Annotated in this window: 16 protein-coding genes; 5 read left to right on the top strand and 11 right to left on the bottom strand. The window is 68.4% G+C overall.

Features of this window, described 5'->3' with window-relative positions:
• Positions 1 to 33 precede the first annotated feature (33 nt).
• A complete protein-coding gene (gene erpA / locus U5A56_RS00675) occupies positions 34 to 405 on the top strand; it encodes an iron-sulfur cluster insertion protein ErpA (RefSeq protein WP_006401687.1) in 372 nt (123 codons plus the stop codon).
• A gap of 159 nt (positions 406 to 564) precedes the next feature.
• On the opposite strand, the gene U5A56_RS00680 is transcribed toward erpA, so the two are convergent.
• Positions 565 to 1,713: an anhydro-N-acetylmuramic acid kinase gene (locus U5A56_RS00680; RefSeq protein ID WP_044848286.1), complete on the bottom strand. Its 1,149-nt coding sequence runs from the start codon at positions 1,711 to 1,713 to the stop codon at positions 565 to 567.
• A gap of 142 nt (positions 1,714 to 1,855) precedes the next feature.
• On the opposite strand from U5A56_RS00680, the gene tyrS reads away from it, so the two are divergent.
• The 3 genes from tyrS to U5A56_RS00695 are packed head-to-tail and all read left to right on the top strand — an operon-like array spanning position 1,856 to position 4,241.
• On the top strand, positions 1,856 to 3,097 hold the full coding sequence (tyrS, locus tag U5A56_RS00685; RefSeq protein WP_044848285.1) for a tyrosine--tRNA ligase: 1,242 nt from the start codon (positions 1,856 to 1,858) through the stop codon (positions 3,095 to 3,097).
• Positions 3,094 to 3,552 (top strand): D-aminoacyl-tRNA deacylase, encoded by a 459-nt coding sequence (dtd, locus tag U5A56_RS00690; RefSeq protein WP_006751891.1) that lies wholly within the window; start codon positions 3,094 to 3,096, stop codon positions 3,550 to 3,552. Before tyrS ends, dtd begins: the two co-directional genes overlap by 4 nt.
• 23 nt (positions 3,553 to 3,575) lie before the next feature.
• Positions 3,576 to 4,241 (top strand): histidine phosphatase family protein, encoded by a 666-nt coding sequence (locus U5A56_RS00695; protein WP_321796835.1) that lies wholly within the window; start codon positions 3,576 to 3,578, stop codon positions 4,239 to 4,241.
• A gap of 40 nt (positions 4,242 to 4,281) precedes the next feature.
• Here U5A56_RS00695 and U5A56_RS00700 read toward each other — a convergent pair whose 3' ends face one another.
• The 9 genes from U5A56_RS00700 to U5A56_RS00740 all read right to left on the bottom strand — a co-directional run bounded on the left by U5A56_RS00700 (position 4,282) and on the right by U5A56_RS00740 (position 13,632).
• Positions 4,282 to 5,235, bottom strand: a complete 954-nt coding sequence (locus tag U5A56_RS00700) for an oxygenase MpaB family protein (protein ID WP_321920691.1) — start codon at positions 5,233 to 5,235, stop codon at positions 4,282 to 4,284.
• Between the two features lie 24 nt (positions 5,236 to 5,259).
• Positions 5,260 to 6,327 (bottom strand): Holliday junction branch migration DNA helicase RuvB, encoded by a 1,068-nt coding sequence (ruvB, locus tag U5A56_RS00705; protein WP_321920692.1) that lies wholly within the window; start codon positions 6,325 to 6,327, stop codon positions 5,260 to 5,262.
• A gap of 108 nt (positions 6,328 to 6,435) precedes the next feature.
• On the bottom strand, positions 6,436 to 7,017 hold the full coding sequence (ruvA, locus tag U5A56_RS00710) for a Holliday junction branch migration protein RuvA (RefSeq protein WP_044848281.1): 582 nt from the start codon (positions 7,015 to 7,017) through the stop codon (positions 6,436 to 6,438).
• A 198-nt stretch (positions 7,018 to 7,215) separates the two neighbouring features.
• Positions 7,216 to 7,758 carry a crossover junction endodeoxyribonuclease RuvC gene (gene ruvC, locus U5A56_RS00715; protein ID WP_044848280.1) on the bottom strand — a complete coding sequence of 181 codons (543 nt, stop codon included), beginning with the start codon at positions 7,756 to 7,758 and terminating at the stop codon, positions 7,216 to 7,218.
• A 151-nt stretch (positions 7,759 to 7,909) separates the two neighbouring features.
• The gene (gene purH, locus U5A56_RS00720; RefSeq protein ID WP_044848279.1) at positions 7,910 to 9,475 is read right to left on the bottom strand and encodes a bifunctional phosphoribosylaminoimidazolecarboxamide formyltransferase/IMP cyclohydrolase; all 1,566 of its coding nucleotides are present in this window, start codon (positions 9,473 to 9,475) and stop codon (positions 7,910 to 7,912) included.
• Positions 9,476 to 9,519: 44 nt separating this feature from the next.
• The gene (locus U5A56_RS00725) at positions 9,520 to 9,753 is read right to left on the bottom strand and encodes a Fis family transcriptional regulator (protein ID WP_006476892.1); all 234 of its coding nucleotides are present in this window, start codon (positions 9,751 to 9,753) and stop codon (positions 9,520 to 9,522) included.
• Positions 9,750 to 10,817 (bottom strand): tRNA dihydrouridine synthase DusB, encoded by a 1,068-nt coding sequence (dusB, locus tag U5A56_RS00730; protein ID WP_006751898.1) that lies wholly within the window; start codon positions 10,815 to 10,817, stop codon positions 9,750 to 9,752. The genes U5A56_RS00725 and dusB overlap by 4 nt, the downstream gene beginning before the upstream one ends.
• Before the next feature lie 136 nt (positions 10,818 to 10,953).
• Entirely contained in the window at positions 10,954 to 12,132 is a 1,179-nt protein-coding gene (locus tag U5A56_RS00735; RefSeq protein WP_321920693.1) for a UbiH/UbiF/VisC/COQ6 family ubiquinone biosynthesis hydroxylase, read from the bottom strand.
• A gap of 102 nt (positions 12,133 to 12,234) precedes the next feature.
• Positions 12,235 to 13,632, bottom strand: coding sequence for an aminopeptidase P N-terminal domain-containing protein (locus tag U5A56_RS00740; RefSeq protein ID WP_321920694.1), 1,398 nt, complete (start codon positions 13,630 to 13,632; stop codon positions 12,235 to 12,237).
• 187 nt (positions 13,633 to 13,819) lie between these two features.
• On the opposite strand from U5A56_RS00740, the gene U5A56_RS00745 reads away from it, so the two are divergent.
• Entirely contained in the window at positions 13,820 to 14,431 is a 612-nt protein-coding gene (locus tag U5A56_RS00745; protein WP_044848297.1) for a glutathione S-transferase family protein, read from the top strand.
• Between the two features lie 94 nt (positions 14,432 to 14,525).
• Here U5A56_RS00745 and U5A56_RS00750 read toward each other — a convergent pair whose 3' ends face one another.
• A complete protein-coding gene (locus tag U5A56_RS00750; RefSeq protein ID WP_321920695.1) occupies positions 14,526 to 16,145 on the bottom strand; it encodes an FMN-binding glutamate synthase family protein in 1,620 nt (539 codons plus the stop codon).
• Between the last annotated feature and the right edge of the window lie 20 nt (positions 16,146 to 16,165).

Consider the following 16,165-nt stretch of genomic DNA (forward strand, 5'->3'; position numbering starts at 1 on the left):
ACAATAGCGGCTAAAGCTTTTTGGAGAGTTCGCATGAACGCTGTTACCGAATCCGCAGCAACGACCACCGAAATGCCGGCACCGTTCGTCTTCACCGACGCCGCGGCCGACAAGGTCAAGCAACTGATCGACGAAGAGGGCAATCCCGACCTGAAGCTGCGCGTGTTCGTGCAGGGTGGCGGCTGCTCGGGCTTCCAGTATGGCTTCACGTTCGACGAGGAAGTCAACGAGGACGACACCGTGATGAACAAGAACGGCGTCCAGCTCCTGATCGACTCGATGAGCTACCAGTACCTGGTCGGCGCCGAGATCGACTACAAGGACGACCTCAACGGTGCCCAGTTCGTGATCAAGAACCCGAACGCCACGACCACCTGCGGGTGCGGCTCGTCGTTCTCGGTCTGAACGCACGACGGATCCTGTCCGGTTCGCCGGAATGAAAAACGGGGCTTGATGCCCCGTTTTTTTTGCGTCCGTTGTACGCGACGAACCGCGCGGGTGGCCTGTCGGCGCGTCCCGGACGCGCCGCATCGGGGCTCCCGCTCGTTTCGTCGTTTTCTCGTATCAGCGCGGATAAAGTGCGCCGAGCACGCGCTCGCCCGCGGCCCCCGTCACGCTCGCGAGATTGCCGGGCTGGCGCGCGGTGAAGCGGTACGCGAGCCACGCGAACGCGAGCGCCTCGACCTGCTGCGGCGGCACGCCGAGCGCGGCCGTCGTCTCTACCGTCGCCGGCACGCCGGCCTCGTGCAGTGCATGCCGGAGCGCATCGAGCAGCACCGGGTTGCGGGCGCCGCCGCCGCAGACGAACACGGCCTTGCAGCCGGCCGCGTGCCGGGCGATCTCGCGCGCGACCGAGACGGCGGTGAGTGCCGTCAGCGTCGCCTGCACGTCTTCCGGTGCGACCTGCGCGAACGCGGCGAGCTTCGCGTCGAGCCACGCGGGATTGAACAGGTCGCGGCCGGTGCTTTTCGGCGGCGGCGCGACGAAGTAGGGTTCGTCGAGCAGCGCGTCGAGCAGCGCCGCGTGCACGGTACCGCGCGCGGCGAACTTGCCGCCGTCGTCGTAGGGCTTGCCGAGATGGCGCGTCGCCCATTCGTCGAGCAACGCGTTCGCGGGCCCGCAGTCGAAGCCGCGCACGTCGCCGCCTTCGCCGGGCAGGATCGTGATGTTGCTGATGCCGCCGAGGTTGCAGACGACCCGCGTCTCGCCCGGCGCGCCGAACACCGTCGCGTGGAACGCCGGCGCGAGCGGCGCGCCGTGGCCGCCGGCCGCGACGTCGCGGCTGCGGAAATCGGCGATCACGTCGAGATGGGTGAGTTCGGCGAGCAGCGCCGGATTGTTGAGCTGGCGCGTGTAGCCGCGCTCGGGACGGTGCCGGACCGTCTGGCCGTGCACGCCGATCGCGCGGATCTCGTCGCGCGACAGGCCGGCCGTGCGCTGCAGCTCGTGACAGCACACCGCGTAGCGCGCGACGAGCGCATTCGCCGCGACCGATTCGCGGTCGATCTCGTTGTCGCCGGGCTGCTGCAGCGCGAACAGCGCGTCGCGCAGCGATTGGGCGAAGCCGACGAACGCTTCCGCGAGCACGACCGGCGCGCGGCCGGTCTCGAAACGCACGGCGACGCCGTCGACGCCGTCCATGCTGGTTCCCGACATCAGCCCGAAGTAGATGCCGTCGGCCGGATGGGCGGGTTGCGGATGTCGTTGCGGCACGTTGGGTCCTCCTGGATCGAGCGGCGCGGGCCGGTGCCACGCGCCTTGCGCCCGATTATCCGCGCAACCTGACGCGTCGTTAAGCGATGCACGCGCAAGTTATGGGAAAATCCCTGTCTTTGCGACATTCTTCCTGGCCCCGATGAGCACCGAACCCAGTTCCAAGCCTGTTTTCCCGATCACCGACGAAGTCCGCCATGCGCTCGCCGTCACGAAGCGCGGCGTCGACGAACTGCTGATCGAGGAAGAGTTCGCGCAGAAGCTCGCGCGCAGCGCGGCCACCGGCACGCCGTTGCGCATCAAGCTCGGCCTCGACCCGACCGCACCCGACATCCACATCGGCCATACGGTCGTGCTGAACAAGATGCGTCAGCTGCAGGACCTCGGCCACACGGTGATCTTCCTGATCGGCGATTTCACGTCGCTGATCGGCGACCCGTCGGGCCGCAACGCGACGCGCCCGCCGCTCACGCGCGAGCAGATCGAATCGAACGCGAAGACCTACTTCGAGCAGGCTGCGCTCGTGCTCGACCGCGCGAAGACCGAAATCCGCTACAACAGCGAATGGTCGATGCCGCTCGGCGCGGACGGGATGATCAAGCTCGCGTCGCGCTACACGGTCGCGCGGATCCTCGAGCGCGAGGATTTCACGAAGCGCTTCCAGGGCGGCGTGCCGATCTCGATCCACGAATTCCTGTACCCGCTGATGCAGGGCTACGACTCGGTCGCGCTGAACGCCGACCTCGAGCTCGGCGGCACCGACCAGAAGTTCAACCTGCTGGTCGGCCGCGAACTGCAGAAGCAGTACGGCCAGGAGCAGCAGTGCATTCTCACGATGCCGCTGCTCGAAGGCCTCGACGGCGTCGAGAAGATGTCGAAGTCGAAGGGCAACTACGTCGGCATCAGCGAGAAGCCGACCGACATGTTCGGCAAGCTGATGAGCATCTCGGACACGCTGATGTGGCGTTACTTCGAGCTGCTGTCGTTCCGCAGCATCGAAGAAATCGCGGGCTTCAAGCGCGACGCCGAAGGCGGCCGCAACCCGCGCGACTTCAAGGTGCTGCTCGCGCAGGAAATCGTCGCGCGCTTCCACTCGCAGGCCGATGCCGAGCGTGCGCTGGAGGACTTCAACCACCGCGCGAAGGGCGGCGTGCCGGACGACATCCCGTCGGTCACGCTCGCGGGCGCGCCGCTCGCGATCGGCCAGCTGCTGAAGCAGGCGGGCCTCGTGCCGTCGACGAGCGAAGCGCTGCGCAACATCGAGCAGGGCGGCGTGAAGATCGACGGCGCGACCGTCTCCGACAAGGGGCTGAAGGTCGAGGCCGGCGAGTTCGTCGTCCAGGTCGGCAAGCGCCGCTTCGCGCGCGTCACGCTGACCGCATGATCGCGCTGATCCAGCGCGTGAAGCGCGCCGACGTGCGCGTCGGCGACCGCACGACGGGCGAGATCGGCGCAGGGCTGCTCGCGCTCGTCTGCGCGGAGCGTGGCGACACCGAGGCCGCGGCCGACAAGCTGCTCGCGAAGCTGCTCGGCTATCGCGTGTTCAGCGATGCGGCGGGCAAGATGAACCTGCCGGTGTCGAACATCGACGGCGCGGGCGGCGCCGGCGGCCTGCTGCTCGTGTCGCAGTTCACGCTCGCGGCCGATACCAACAGCGGGCTGCGGCCGAGCTTCACGCCGGCCGCGCCGCCCGACGAAGGCGCGCGCCTGTTCGACTATTTCGTCGCGGCCGCGCGCGAGCGTCATCCGGTCGTCGAGACGGGCGAGTTCGGCGCCGACATGCAGGTGTCGCTCGTCAACGACGGCCCCGTGACGTTCTGGCTGCAAGTGCGGCCCTGATTCATTCCCGGAGACGCGCCGCGATGGCCACTACGCAGATTCTCTTCATTCGCCATGGCGAGACGGCCTGGAACCGCATCAAGCGCATCCAGGGCCACATCGACATTCCGCTGGCCGACACGGGGCTCGCGCAGGCGCAGCGGCTGGCCGTCCGGCTCGCGCGGGACGCGCGCGAAGGGCAGCGGATCGACGCGATCTATTCGAGCGACCTGATGCGCGCGCAACAAACCGCGCAACCCTTTGCCGATGCGCTTGGGCTGCCGCTGCAGTTGCGCGAAGGGCTGCGCGAACGCGCGTACGGCGTGTTCCAGGGGCATGACAGCACCGAGATCGAGACGCTGTTTCCGGACGCCTACGCCGCGTGGCAGACGCGCGATCCGGGCTTCGCGCCCGACGGCGGCGAGTCGCAGCGCGAGTTCTATCATCGCGTGCTGCATGCGCTCGAGCCGATTGTCGCCGCGCATCCGGGCGGCCGGATCGCGTGTGTCGCACACGGCGGCGTGCTCGACTGCGTGTACCGCTTCGCCAACGGTATCGACCTGTCGGCGCCGCGCAGCTATCAGCTGCTCAACACGAGCATCAACGTCGTCGATTACGTCGATGGTCGCGCACAGGTCGTGCAATGGGCCGACGTGTCGCACCTGGACGCCGCGAGCGACGACGACGACGGGTATCGCAAGGTACTCTGATCCGGTCGTACCGGCTCCGCCCGGCGGAAGAAGCCGATCGTCAGGCGGGCGGGGTGCCGTCGGGCGGTGTCGCGGTTGCGCGGCGGCGTGCGCGCTTCGACGCGCCGTTGACGAGCGCCCAGCGCAGCACGGGCGCGACTGCCCGCACACCGGGCCGGACCACCGCGCGTCGCAGCGGCGCGAAGGTCGACACGTCGAGCATGCGCTGCGCCCAGGGCGGCAGCAGGTCGATTCCCGCATGCATGATCAGCGACGCGGCTGGCCGCAGCGCGGGCGTTGCGACCGGCACGTTCAACAGGATGTCCATGACCTCGAAGGTGTGCGGCCCGGCTTCGAGTTCGGGCTGCATGCGCGCGCAATAGGCCGCTACCTCGGCGCGTGAACGGGGCACATCCCGGGCGCCGAGCAACTCCGCGATCAATGCCGTTTCCGCGTAGTAGCCGTCCTGCAGCTCGCCCGACAGCGACGGATTCACATAGCGCAAATGCGCGCCGAGGAAGCTCGAAACTTCCGCGACATGCACCCACGTCAGCAACGCCGGATCGTCGGCTCGATACGGCCGGCCGTCGGGCGCCGTGCCCGATATGCGCGCGTGGATCGTTTTCACGCGCTCGATGAGCGCGAGCGCGTCCGCGCGGCTGCCGAACGTCGTGCCCGTGATGAACGTGGCGGTGCGCCGCAAGCGGCCGAGGATGTCGGTGCGAAACGACGAGTGATCCCACACGCCCGCGAGCGCGAGCGGATGGAGCGCCTGCAGCAGCAGCGCGGCAATGCCGCCCGTCATCATCGACGTGAAATCGGCATGCACGCGCCAGCAGATCGCGTCGGGGCCGAACAGCCCAGGGTCTCCGGGCGGCGACGAGAGATCGATCGACGGACCGCCGCCGCCCGTCGTCAGGTGGGTGATGCCGGCCACGAGCCGCTTGCGGATCGGTTCGACCCAGCGCGGGCCCGGTGTGGGCGGGGCGGGGTGCGGGCTGGGCGGCGTGGTCATGGCGAGCTTGGCGCGGGCAGCGGGTTACTTCCCGTCGGCGGTATCCCACGTCCCGCGTTCCGGGTTGCCGGCGTCGGGCGCGGAGAGCCCGAAGTGGCGGTACGTGAGCAGCGTCGCGACGCGCCCGCGCGGCGTGCGCTGCAGGAAGCCCTGCTGGATCAGGTACGGTTCGAGTACGTCCTCGATCGTGTCGCGCTCCTCGCCGATCGCCGCCGCGAGGTTGTCGATGCCGACCGGGCCGCCGTCGAACTTGTGCAGGATCGCCTCGAGCAGCTTGCGGTCCATCAGGTCGAAGCCGACCGGGTCGACGTCGAGCATCGCGAGCGCGGCGTCGGCGACGGCCGCGGTGATCTGGCCGTCGGCCTTCACTTCCGCATAGTCGCGCACGCGGCGCAGCAGCCGGTTCGCGATCCGCGGCGTGCCGCGCGAACGCTTCGCGATCTCCAGCGCGCCGTTCGGATCGATCTGCGCGTTCAGCAGCGACGCCGAGCGCCGCACGATGCGCGACAATTGCTCGGCATCGTAGAACTCGAGGCGCGCGACGATCCCGAAGCGATCGCGCAGCGGGTTGGTCAGCATCCCCGCACGCGTGGTCGCGCCGACCAGCGTGAACGGCTGCAGGTCGAGCTTCACGCTGCGCGCGGCCGGCCCTTCGCCGATCATGATGTCGATCTGGTAATCCTCGAGCGCCGGATACAGGATTTCCTCGACGACCGGCGACAGCCGGTGGATCTCGTCGATGAACAGCACGTCGTTCGCTTCGAGGTTGGTCAGCAGCGCGGCGAGATCGCCCGCGCGTTCGAGCACGGGGCCCGACGTCTGGCGCAGGTTCACGCCCATCTCGCGCGCGATGATGTGCGCGAGGGTGGTCTTGCCGAGACCCGGCGGCCCGAACAGCAGCACGTGGTCGAGCGGCTCGGCGCGGCGCTTCGCGGCCTCGATGAAGATCTCGAGCTGGCCGCGCACCTTTTCCTGGCCGACGTAGTCGTCGAGCTGGCGCGGCCGCAGCGCGCGTTCGAACACCTCCTCGTGCGACGAGGCGGGCGTGGCGGCGATGATCCGCTCGGCGGCGAGTTTGTCGGTTTCAATCATGCGGCCATTGTACCGCGCGCCGTCGCGCGGCCGAACTGGCCGAACGGCCGACTGGCGCGTGCCGCGCGACGGCGCGACACTGGCTCCGACAGCCGGCTCGGGCGGCCGTTACACCTTCGACAGTGCCTTGAGCGCGAGTTTGATGCCTTCGGACACGCCGGTGCCGGCCGGCACGTTCTTGATCGCGGCGAGGCCTTCCTTTTCGGAATAGCCGAGCGCGAGCAGCGCGTTGAGGATGTCGGTCGCGTGGTCGGACTGGGACGCGGCGCCGGCGAGTGCGCCAAGGTCCGCGCCGAGCTTGCCCTTCAGCTCGAGCAGCAGGCGCTCGGCGGTCTTCTTGCCGATGCCGGGCAGGCGCGTGAGACGTGCAGCATCCTGCATCGTCACCGCCTGCGCGAGCTCCTGCACGCTCATGCCGGACAGCACGGCCAGCGCCATGCGCGCGCCGATGCCGGTGATCTTCAGCAGTTCGCGGAAGGTCGTGCGCTCCTGCGGCGTCAGGAAGCCGTACAGCAGGTGCGCGTCCTCGCGCACGATCTGCTGCGTGAGCAGCACGACGCGCTCGCCCGTTTGCGGCAGGTTGTAGAAGGTGCTCATCGGCACGTCGATTTCGTAACCGACGCCGTTGCAGTCGACGAGCAGGTGAGGCGGATTCTTTTCGAGCAGGATGCCGGCGATGCGACCGATCATGGATGGCGGGATGCGAGGAAGAAAGCGCGAGTGTAGCGCAGCTGCGGCGCGATGCCGATGGGTTGGCCGTCAGGTCGGGGCGCCGCGCGACGCGGGGCGATCAGGCGATCAGGCGGGCGGGTAGGCAGGACGGTGGCAGGCGCAATACGCGCGATGCGGGTAGCCGCGCGCCGCGCCGAGGGGATGCGTGCCGTCGCGTCAGCCGACGAGCCGTCCGCGCCGCACGCGCAGCCCCCTTTTCGCGAGCGCCGGCGCGAGGCCGCCGATCGTGCCGAGCGTATTGCCGCTGTGCGCGTGGCAGATCGCCATCCCGAGCGCGTCGGCCGCGTCGCTGCCAGGCTGGCCGGTCAGGTTGAGCAGCCTCGTGACCATCTCCTGCATCTGCGACTTGGTCGCGCGGCCGTAACCGACGACCGCCTGCTTCAGTTGCAGCGCGGTGTATTCCGCCACCGGCAGGCCGCCGGAGACGAGCCCGCAGATCGCGGCACCGCGCGCCTGGCCGAGCAGCAGCGTCGACTGCGGGTTCACGTTCACGAACACCTGTTCGATCGCGGCCTGGTCGGGCGCGTGTTCGCGCACGAGCGTCGATACGCCCTGGAAGATCGTGCCGAGCCGGGTAGCCAGGTCAGCCGTAGGCGTGCGGATCACGCCGCTTGCGACATAGGCGAGCCGGTGGCCGCTGACGTCGATGACGCCGAAGCCGGTGACGCGCAGGCCGGGGTCGATGCCGAGAATTCGCATGAGTGAGGAGAAAAACCTGATGCCGCGATACTACAACGAATGGTGCGCGGGGCCGGCCGCGTGGCTGCGTGCGCCGGCGCCGCGCAATAAAAAACCCGGCGGGTATGATGCCGCCGGGTTTTCGTGCGGCGGCCGCGCGGGCCGCGTGCGATCAGTGACGGAAGTGGCGCACGCCCGTCAGGATCATCGCGATGCCGTGCTCGTCGGCCGCGGCGATCACTTCGTCGTCGCGCATCGAGCCGCCCGGCTGGATCACGCAGGTCGCGCCTGCCGCCACGACGACGTCGAGACCGTCGCGGAACGGGAAGAACGCATCCGACGCGACGGCCGAACCGGCCAGCGTGAGGCCCGCGTTCTGCGCCTTGATGCTCGCGATGCGTGCCGAATCGACGCGGCTCATCTGGCCTGCGCCGACGCCGAGCGTCATGCCGTTGCCGCAGAACACGATCGCGTTCGACTTCACGTACTTCGCGACGCGCCATGCGAACAGCAGGTCGTCCATTTCCTTCGCGGTCGGTTGACGCTTCGTGACGACGCGCAGCTCGCTCGGCTGCACGTTCTTCGAATCGAGCGATTGCACGAGCAGGCCGCCGCCCACGCGCTTCAGGTCGAACGCGTTATGGCCGTCGCCGAGCGCGATTTCGAGCAGGCGCACGTTCTGCTTCGCGGCGAACACCTGCTTCGCGGCGTCCGTGAACGACGGCGCGATCAGCACTTCGACGAACTGCTTGGCCACCGCCTGCGCGGCCGTCTCGTCGACTTCGCGGTTGAACGCGATGATGCCGCCGAACGCCGACGTCGGGTCGGTCTGGAATGCCTTCGCGTACGCGTCGGCCGAATCGTTGCCGACCGCGACGCCGCACGGGTTCGCGTGCTTGATGATCACGCAGGCCGGCGCGTCGAACGTCTTCACGCATTCCCACGCCGCGTCCGAATCCGCGATGTTGTTGTACGACAGTTCCTTGCCCTGCAGCTGGCGGTAGTTCGCCAGTGCGCCGGCCGGCGCCGCGAGGTCGCGGTAGAACGCCGCGCTCTGGTGCGGGTTCTCGCCGTAGCGCAGGTCCTGCACCTTGTCGAACGCCATGTTCAGCGTGGCCGGGTATGCGCTGCGCGATGCGTGCTGCAGCTCGTCGGTCAGGCTCGTCAGGTAGTTCGTGATCGCGCCGTCGTATTGCGCGGTGTGCGCGAACACCTTGGTCGCGAGGCGGAAGTTGGTCGCATAGCCGATCGCGTTGCCGTTCGCCTTCATTTCGTCGAGCACGACCGCGTAGTCGGCCGGGTCGACGACGACCGTCACGTCGCGGTGGTTCTTCGCGGCCGAGCGCAGCATCGTCGGGCCGCCGATGTCGATGTTTTCGATCGCGTCGGCGAGCGTGCAGTCGTCCTTCGCGATCGTCGCGACGAACGGGTACAGGTTCACGACCAGCAGGTCGATCGTCGGGATGCCGTGCTGCTCCAGCGCCTGCATGTGCTCGGGCAGGTCGCGGCGGGCGAGGATGCCGCCGTGCACCTTCGGGTGGAGCGTCTTCACGCGCCCATCGAGCATTTCCGGGAAGCCCGTGTAGTCAGCGACTTCGGTCACGGGCAGGCCCGCGTCGGCGAGGAGTTTCGCGGTGCCGCCGGTCGACAGCAGTTTGACGCCGAGGTCGGACAGCGACTTCGCGAAATCGACGATGCCGGTCTTGTCGGAAACGGAAATGAGCGCTTGCTTGATCATGATGGAACCACCAATAGCCAGGGAAACGGGGACGGGACGGCTGCCTACAGCAGGCCGTGCTGCTGCAGCTTCTTGCGCAGCGTATTGCGATTGATGCCGAGGTACTCCGCGGCGAGCGACTGGTTGCCGCCGGCCTGTACGAGCACGACCTCGAGCATCGGCTTTTCGACGCAGGACATCACCATTTCATAGACGTCGTGCGGATTGGAGCCGTCTAGATCCCGGAAATACACGTCCAGGCTCTCGCGGACACATTGTTCGATGTTGTGCTTGCTCATGCTGCTAACTGGTTATGGTCGTCCGACTCGCCCTGGCCGTTTTCCTCTTCGTCATCGACGTAGACGAGGTGGTCCGACAGCGCCTTTTGCGCCTCGAAGAATGCATTGACGGCGGCGAGTTGCTCGCGGGTGGAATCGAGCGTGTTCATCCTGTGCCGGAACCCGTTGGCACCGGAAAGGCCGCGAGTGTACCAGCCGATGTGCTTGCGCGCAGTACGGACGCCCGTGAATTCACCATAGAACGCGTAGTGGTCTTCCAGGTGTTCGTTCATCACGTGCTGGATCTCGTCGATCCGCGGCGGGGGCAGCAGCTCGCCGGTTTGCAGGAAATGATCGATTTCGCGGAACAGCCACGGCCGGCCTTGCGCGGCGCGACCGATCATCAGTGCGTCGGCGCCGGTGGCGTCGAGCACGGCCTTCGCTTTTGCCGGCGACGTGATGTCGCCGTTAGCGACGACCGGGATGCGCACGGCCGCCTTCACGGCCGCGATGGTGTCGTATTCCGCGTCGCCGCGGTAGAGGTCGGCGCGCGTGCGGCCGTGTACGGTCAGCATCGAGATGCCGGCCGCCTCGGCGAGGCGCGCGACCGTGATCGCGTTCTTGTGCTCGCGATCCCAGCCGGTGCGGATCTTCAGCGTGACGGGCACCGCATCAGGCCCCGTGCCGACCGCCGCGACGACGGCCTCGACGATCCGCTGCACGAGCGGCTCGTTCTGCAGCAGCGCGGAGCCGGCCGCGACGTTGCAGACCTTCTTCGCCGGGCAACCCATGTTGATGTCGATGATCTGCGCGCCGTTGTCGACGTTGTAGCGGGCCGCTTCGGCCATCATCGCCGGATCGGCGCCGGCGATCTGCACCGCGATCGGCTCGACCTCGCCTTCGTGGTTCGCCCGTCGCATCGTCTTCGCGCTCTTCCACAGCTGCGCATTGGACGCGACCATCTCGGACACGGCGTACCCGGCCCCCAGCCGCTTGCACAGCTGGCGGAACGGACGATCCGTCACGCCGGCCATCGGGGCGACGAACAGGTTGTTACGCAATACGTGAGAGCCGATAACGGGCATCGCAATGGCACCGCCCGCGAGCGCCGGGCGTCGCGGGCAAAAAAGGGCAGAGGGAAAACGGCTATTTTACCGTATTCCCATGCCCCGCCGATTTGACCCGGTTTGCGCGGCCTGACGGCGCGCAACGCGCGGCGTGTCAGTTGCGCTGGCCGAACATCATCTGGCGTGCGATCGCCTTCTTGAGCGGCGGCACGAATTCGAGCGCGGTGAGCGCCGCGCCGCGCAGCAGCGGAAGAGGGCCGGCGTCGACGGTAAACAGGCGCGCGAGCGTGTCCGTCGCGCCGATCGTGAAGCGCCGGTCGAGCGCGCGCCGTGCGTTGAAGGTGGCGAGCGCGGTCGCTTCGAAGCCCTGCGTGGACAGCGCGTCGACGAGCGTGTGCGCATCGCGCAGTCCGAGGTTCAGCCCCTGGCCGGCGACCGGATGCAGCGTTTGCGCGGCGTTGCCGACGATCGCGATGCGCCCGTTGACGAGCGTCTGCGCCGCGTTCAATCCGAGCGGGAACGATGCGCGCCCCGCGATCGCGACGAACCGGCCCATCCGCTCGCCGAATGCAGCGCCGAGTTCGCGCAGGAACGCGTCGTCGGGAAGGGCGGCGCGGCGGGCCGCCTCGTCGGGCGTGCAGCACCACACGAGCGAATAGTCGGCACCGCCAAGCGGCAGCAGCGCGAGCGGGCCTTCGTGCGTGAAGCGCTCCCAGGCGACGTTCGGGCGCGGCGCCGAGACGGTGACCGTGCCGACGATCGCGGTCTGGCCATAGTCGCGGCGTTGCTTGCCGGTATCGGCCTGCTGTTCGTGGAACAGCCCGCCTTCGGCGTTGATGACGATGCGCGCGCGCAGCGTGCGCTCGCCTTGCGGGCCGTCGAGCGTCAGCGTGACGCCGTCGGCGTCCTGTTGCGGCATGCGTGCGGTGGTCGACGTGAGCCAGTCGACGCGCGTGCCGCGCACGGCCTGCGCGAGCGCCTGTACGATCGAGCCGTAGCGCACGACGTAGCCGAGCGCGGCGAGGTCGTGCTCGTCGCGATCGATCAGCGTGCGGCCGAAATGGCCGCGCTGCGACACGTGGATGTGTTCGATCGGCGTTGCGTCGGCCGGCCATCCGAGCGTGTCGAGCAGCACGCGGCTGCCGTGCGACACGGCGATCGCGCGCGGGTCGTTCGCGCTCGCGGCCGGCTCGCGCGCGTCGATCAGCGCGATCGACGCGTGCTGCGTCGCGCTGCGTCGGGCGAGCCAGCCGGCGAGCGCGAGCCCGACGGGGCCCGCGCCGACGATGGCGAGGTCATGGTCCGGCGTGGCCGGGGAGGAAGCGGTCGTCATCTGTGTTCGTGAAACGGGGTAACGGTCAACTGCGGGTCAACGGCAGGTCAACACCGGGCCAACGGCGACCCGGCACCGGCGCGATGGCAACCTGCGGCACGCTCAAGCGCCGTGCGCCGCGCCCGCACGCATCAGCGCCTCGATCTCGTCGGCCGCCACCGGCACGTCGCGCGTGATCAGCTCGCAACCGTGCTCGCGCACGATCGCGTCGTCCTCGATGCGGATGCCGATGTTCCAGTATTCGGACGGCACGTCGTCGGCGGCGCGCACGTACAGGCCCGGCTCGACGGTGAGCGTCATGCCGGGTTTCAGCGTGCGCCACGGCAGCGCGCCGTTGGCGTCGCGCGCGGCGAGCCGCTCGCGGTAGTCGCCGCAATCGTGCACGTCCATGCCGATCCAGTGGCCGGTGCGGTGCATGTAGAAGCGTGCGTACGCGCGCTCGGCGATCACGTCGTCGACGCTCGAGAAGCGCGTCTTCGGGATGATGCCCGTATCGAGCAGCCCTTGCGCCAGCACCCGCACGGCCGCGTCGTGCGGCGCCTCGAACGGCACGCCCGCGCGCGTCGCGTCGATCGCGGCCTGCTGCGCGGCGAGCACGATGTCGTACAGCGTGCGCTGCGCGGGCGAGAAGCGCCCGTTGGCCGGGAACGTGCGCGTGATGTCCGACGCGTAGCCGTCGAGTTCGCACGCGGCATCGATCAGGATCAGGTCGCCGTCCCGCGCGGCCGCGTTGCCGGCCGGGTAGTGCAGCACGCACGCGTTCGCGCCGGCCGCGACGATCGAGCCGTACGCGGGCGCCTGCGCGCCATGCTTGCGGAACGTGTACAGCAGCTCGGCCTCGAGTTCGTACTCGCGGATCCCCGGGCGGCACACCTGCATCGCGCGACGGTGCGCGAGCGCGGAGATGTGTGCGGCACGCATCATGATCGCGAGTTCGTGTTCGTCCTTCACGAGCCGCATGTCGTCGAGCAGGGGCGTGAGGTCGAGCAGCGCGTCCGGTGCGGCGACGCCGCTGCGCGCCTGCGCGCGCACCGCATCGATCCAGCCGGCGAGCTGGCGCTCGAACTCGGCCGACGCGCCGAACCGGTAGTGCACGGTGCCCGCATCGGCGAGCAGGCGCGGCATTTCGGTGTCGATCACGTCGACCGCGTAGGCCGCGTCGAAGCCGAACGCATCGCGCGCGGCCTCGGGCCCGTAATGGAAACCTTCCCAGATCTCGCGGTCGGCATTCTTCGCGCGGCAGAACAGGATCGATTCCGGCGCGCCGTGCGACCCGGCCGCGTTCAGCACGAGCACGGCGTCCGGCTCGGTGAAGCCCGTCAGGTAGTGGAAGTAGCTGTCATGCCGGTACGGAAAGGCCGTATCGCGGTTGCGCAGCATTTCCGGCGCGGTGGGAACGATGGCGACGCCGCCGCCGGCGGCGCGCAGTGCGGCAAGCACGCGTTCACGGCGCTGGCGGTAGACGTCGACGGCGATGGCGGTATCGAGGGGCGCATTCATCGTGCGATTGTAGCGCCGCCGGACGCGGCGCGTGAGAGACACGGCCGCAAGCCGCGCCGGACGGGGCTCGGCGGCGGCTGTTGCAAACCATCCACAGGCCGGACGGGCGATTTTCTATCGGGCCGCGCCGGCCGGTTATGATCGGCGACAACGTATACTCTCGGCAGTTCCCTTGAAAAGGCAGATGATGAAATTAATCGGTTCGCTCAGCAGCCCGTACGTCCGCAAGGCGCGGATCGTGCTTGCTGAAAAGAAGATCGACTACAAGCTGGAGCTCGAGAACGTATGGGCGCCGGAGACGGACATTCATGCATCGAACCCGCTCGGCAAGGTCCCGTGTCTCGTGATGGAGGATGGTGCCGCGGTGTTCGATTCCCGCGTGATCTGCGAATACGTCGACACGCTGTCGCCGGTCGGCAAGCTGATTCCGCCGTCGGGGCGCGAACGGCTCGAAGTGCGGTGCTGGGAAGCGCTGGGCGATGGCGTGCTCGACGCGGCCGTGGCGATCCGTCTCGAACACACGCTGCGCGACGAAGCGCAGCGCAGCGCGAGCTGGATCGCGCGCCAGCAGCGCAAGATCGACGACGCGCTCGTCGCGATGTCGCAGGGCCTCGGCGGCAAGACGTGGTGCGTCGGTAATCATTACACGCTCGCCGACATCGCACTCGGCTGCGCGCTCGGCTACCTCGACTTCCGGATGTCCGAACTCAACTGGCGCGACCGCCATCCGAACCTCGACAAGCATTTCGTGAAGCTGTCGCAGCGGCAGACGTTCGTCGACACGCTGCCGCAAGGCTGACCTGCCGCCGCCGGCGGATCGGGCAGACAAGAGAAAAGCGCCCCGCGGGGCGCTTTTCTTTTTGGCGAGCCGCCCGGCGGCGGGCGCTCGCGCGTTACTCGATCGACGTGTAAACGGTTTCGCCGAGCACGAACGAATCGCTGCGCGCGATCGGCCACCACTTGTCGTACAGCGTATAGCCGCAGGTCTGGCCGTCGAGCAACGCGCCGGGCTTCAGGTACTTCAGCAGCTGCGACATCAGCCGCACCTCGTGCGGCGCGACGCGCTGCACGATGTGATGCGCGCGCAGCTCGGACGGATGGCCGAGGCCGGCCGCCTGCACGAGTTCCTGCAGTGCGTGCAGCGTATTGCGGTGGAAGTTGAACACGCGCTCGGCCTTGTCGGGCACGACGAGCGCGCGCTGGCGCACCGGGTCCTGCGTGGCGACGCCGGTCGGGCAGCGGTCGGTGTGGCAGTGCTGCGCCTGGATGCAGCCGACCGCGAACATGAAGCCGCGTGCCGAGTTCACCCAGTCCGCGCCGATCGCGAGCGTGCGTGCGATGTCGAACGCGCTGATGATCTTGCCGCTCGCGCCGATCTTCACGCGATCGCGCACGCCGATCCCGACGAGCGTGTTGTGCACCAGCAGCAGGCCCTCCTGCAGCGGCACGCCGACATGGTCGGTGAATTCGAGCGGCGCCGCGCCGGTGCCGCCTTCCGCGCCGTCGACGACGATGAAGTCGGGCACGATACCCGTCTCGAGCATCGCCTTCGCGATCCCGAAGAATTCCCACGGATGGCCGATGCACAGCTTGAAGCCGGTCGGCTTGCCGCCCGACAGCGTGCGCAGCCGTTCGACGAATTCGAGCAGCCCGCGCGGCGTCGAGAATTGCGAGTGCGTCGCGGGCGAGATGCAGTCCTTGCCCATCGGCACGCCGCGCGTCTCGGCGATCTCGGGCGTGATCTTCGCGGCCGGCAGCACGCCGCCGTGGCCCGGCTTCGCGCCTTGCGACAGCTTGATCTCGATCATCTTGACCTGCGGATCGGCGGCCTGCTTCGCGAACTTGTCCGGGTTGAACGTGCCGTCCTCGTTGCGGCAGCCGAAGTAGCCGGACGCGATTTCCCAGATGATGTCGCCGCCGTTCTCGCGGTGGTACTTCGACAGCGAGCCTTCGCCGGTGTCGTGCGCGAACCCGCCTTTCTTCGCGCCGAGGTTCAGCGAGCGGATCGCGTTCGCGGACAACGAGCCGAAGCTCATCGCCGAGATGTTGAAGATCGAGATGTCGTATGGCTGCGCGCGATTCGCGCCGACCCGGATGCGGAAGTCGTGGTTCGGCAGCTTCGTCGGCGCGAGCGAGTGGCTGATCCATTCGTGCGCGACGGCCTTCACGTTCAGTTCGGTGCCGTACGGACGGTTGTCGGCGACGTTCTTCGCGCGCTGGTAGACGAGGCTGCGCTGCGCGCGCGAGAACGGCTTCTCGTCGGTGTCGTCCTCGACGAAGTACTGGCGGATTTCAGGCCGGATGAACTCGAACAGGAAGCGGAAATGGCCCCACAGCGGGTAGTTGCGCAGGATCGCGTGGCGGTCCTGGTTCAGGTCGTACAGGCCGACGGCGACGAGGGCGACGGGGATGATGATCCACAGCCAGGAAAGCACGTGGATCGACGCGAGCGCGGCCGCGGCAACGAGCAGCAGGACGGCACACCACATCGCGAGGTAGCGTCTGGAAAGCATGGGGACTCCGTAAGAATCTT

The organism is Burkholderia sp. BCC1998 (assembly GCF_905339875.1).
In the GTDB taxonomy this organism is placed as follows: Bacteria; Pseudomonadota; Gammaproteobacteria; order Burkholderiales; family Burkholderiaceae; genus Burkholderia.

Bases quoted from the DNA above. Each gene is read 5' to 3' on its own strand.
- U5A56_RS00735 (WP_321920693.1), bottom strand. From the start codon at position 12,132: ATGACGACCGCTTCCTCCCCGGCCACGCCGGACCATGACCTCGCCATC.
- ruvA (WP_044848281.1), bottom strand. From the start codon at position 7,017: ATGATCGGTCGCATCGCCGGCATCCTGCTCGAAAAGAATCCGCCTCAC.
- U5A56_RS00700 (WP_321920691.1), bottom strand. From the start codon at position 5,235: ATGACCACGCCGCCCAGCCCGCACCCCGCCCCGCCCACACCGGGCCCG.
- U5A56_RS00695 (WP_321796835.1), top strand. From the start codon at position 3,576: ATGGCCACTACGCAGATTCTCTTCATTCGCCATGGCGAGACGGCCTGG.
- dusB (WP_006751898.1), bottom strand. From the start codon at position 10,817: ATGCCCGTTATCGGCTCTCACGTATTGCGTAACAACCTGTTCGTCGCC.
- dtd (WP_006751891.1), top strand. From the start codon at position 3,094: ATGATCGCGCTGATCCAGCGCGTGAAGCGCGCCGACGTGCGCGTCGGC.
- ruvC (WP_044848280.1), bottom strand. From the start codon at position 7,758: ATGCGAATTCTCGGCATCGACCCCGGCCTGCGCGTCACCGGCTTCGGC.
- erpA (WP_006401687.1), top strand. From the start codon at position 34: ATGAACGCTGTTACCGAATCCGCAGCAACGACCACCGAAATGCCGGCA.
- U5A56_RS00725 (WP_006476892.1), bottom strand. From the start codon at position 9,753: ATGAGCAAGCACAACATCGAACAATGTGTCCGCGAGAGCCTGGACGTG.
- tyrS (WP_044848285.1), top strand. From the start codon at position 1,856: ATGAGCACCGAACCCAGTTCCAAGCCTGTTTTCCCGATCACCGACGAA.
- ruvB (WP_321920692.1), bottom strand. From the start codon at position 6,327: ATGATTGAAACCGACAAACTCGCCGCCGAGCGGATCATCGCCGCCACG.
- U5A56_RS00745 (WP_044848297.1), top strand. From the start codon at position 13,820: ATGAAATTAATCGGTTCGCTCAGCAGCCCGTACGTCCGCAAGGCGCGG.
- U5A56_RS00750 (WP_321920695.1), bottom strand. From the start codon at position 16,145: ATGCTTTCCAGACGCTACCTCGCGATGTGGTGTGCCGTCCTGCTGCTC.
- purH (WP_044848279.1), bottom strand. From the start codon at position 9,475: ATGATCAAGCAAGCGCTCATTTCCGTTTCCGACAAGACCGGCATCGTC.
- U5A56_RS00740 (WP_321920694.1), bottom strand. From the start codon at position 13,632: ATGAATGCGCCCCTCGATACCGCCATCGCCGTCGACGTCTACCGCCAG.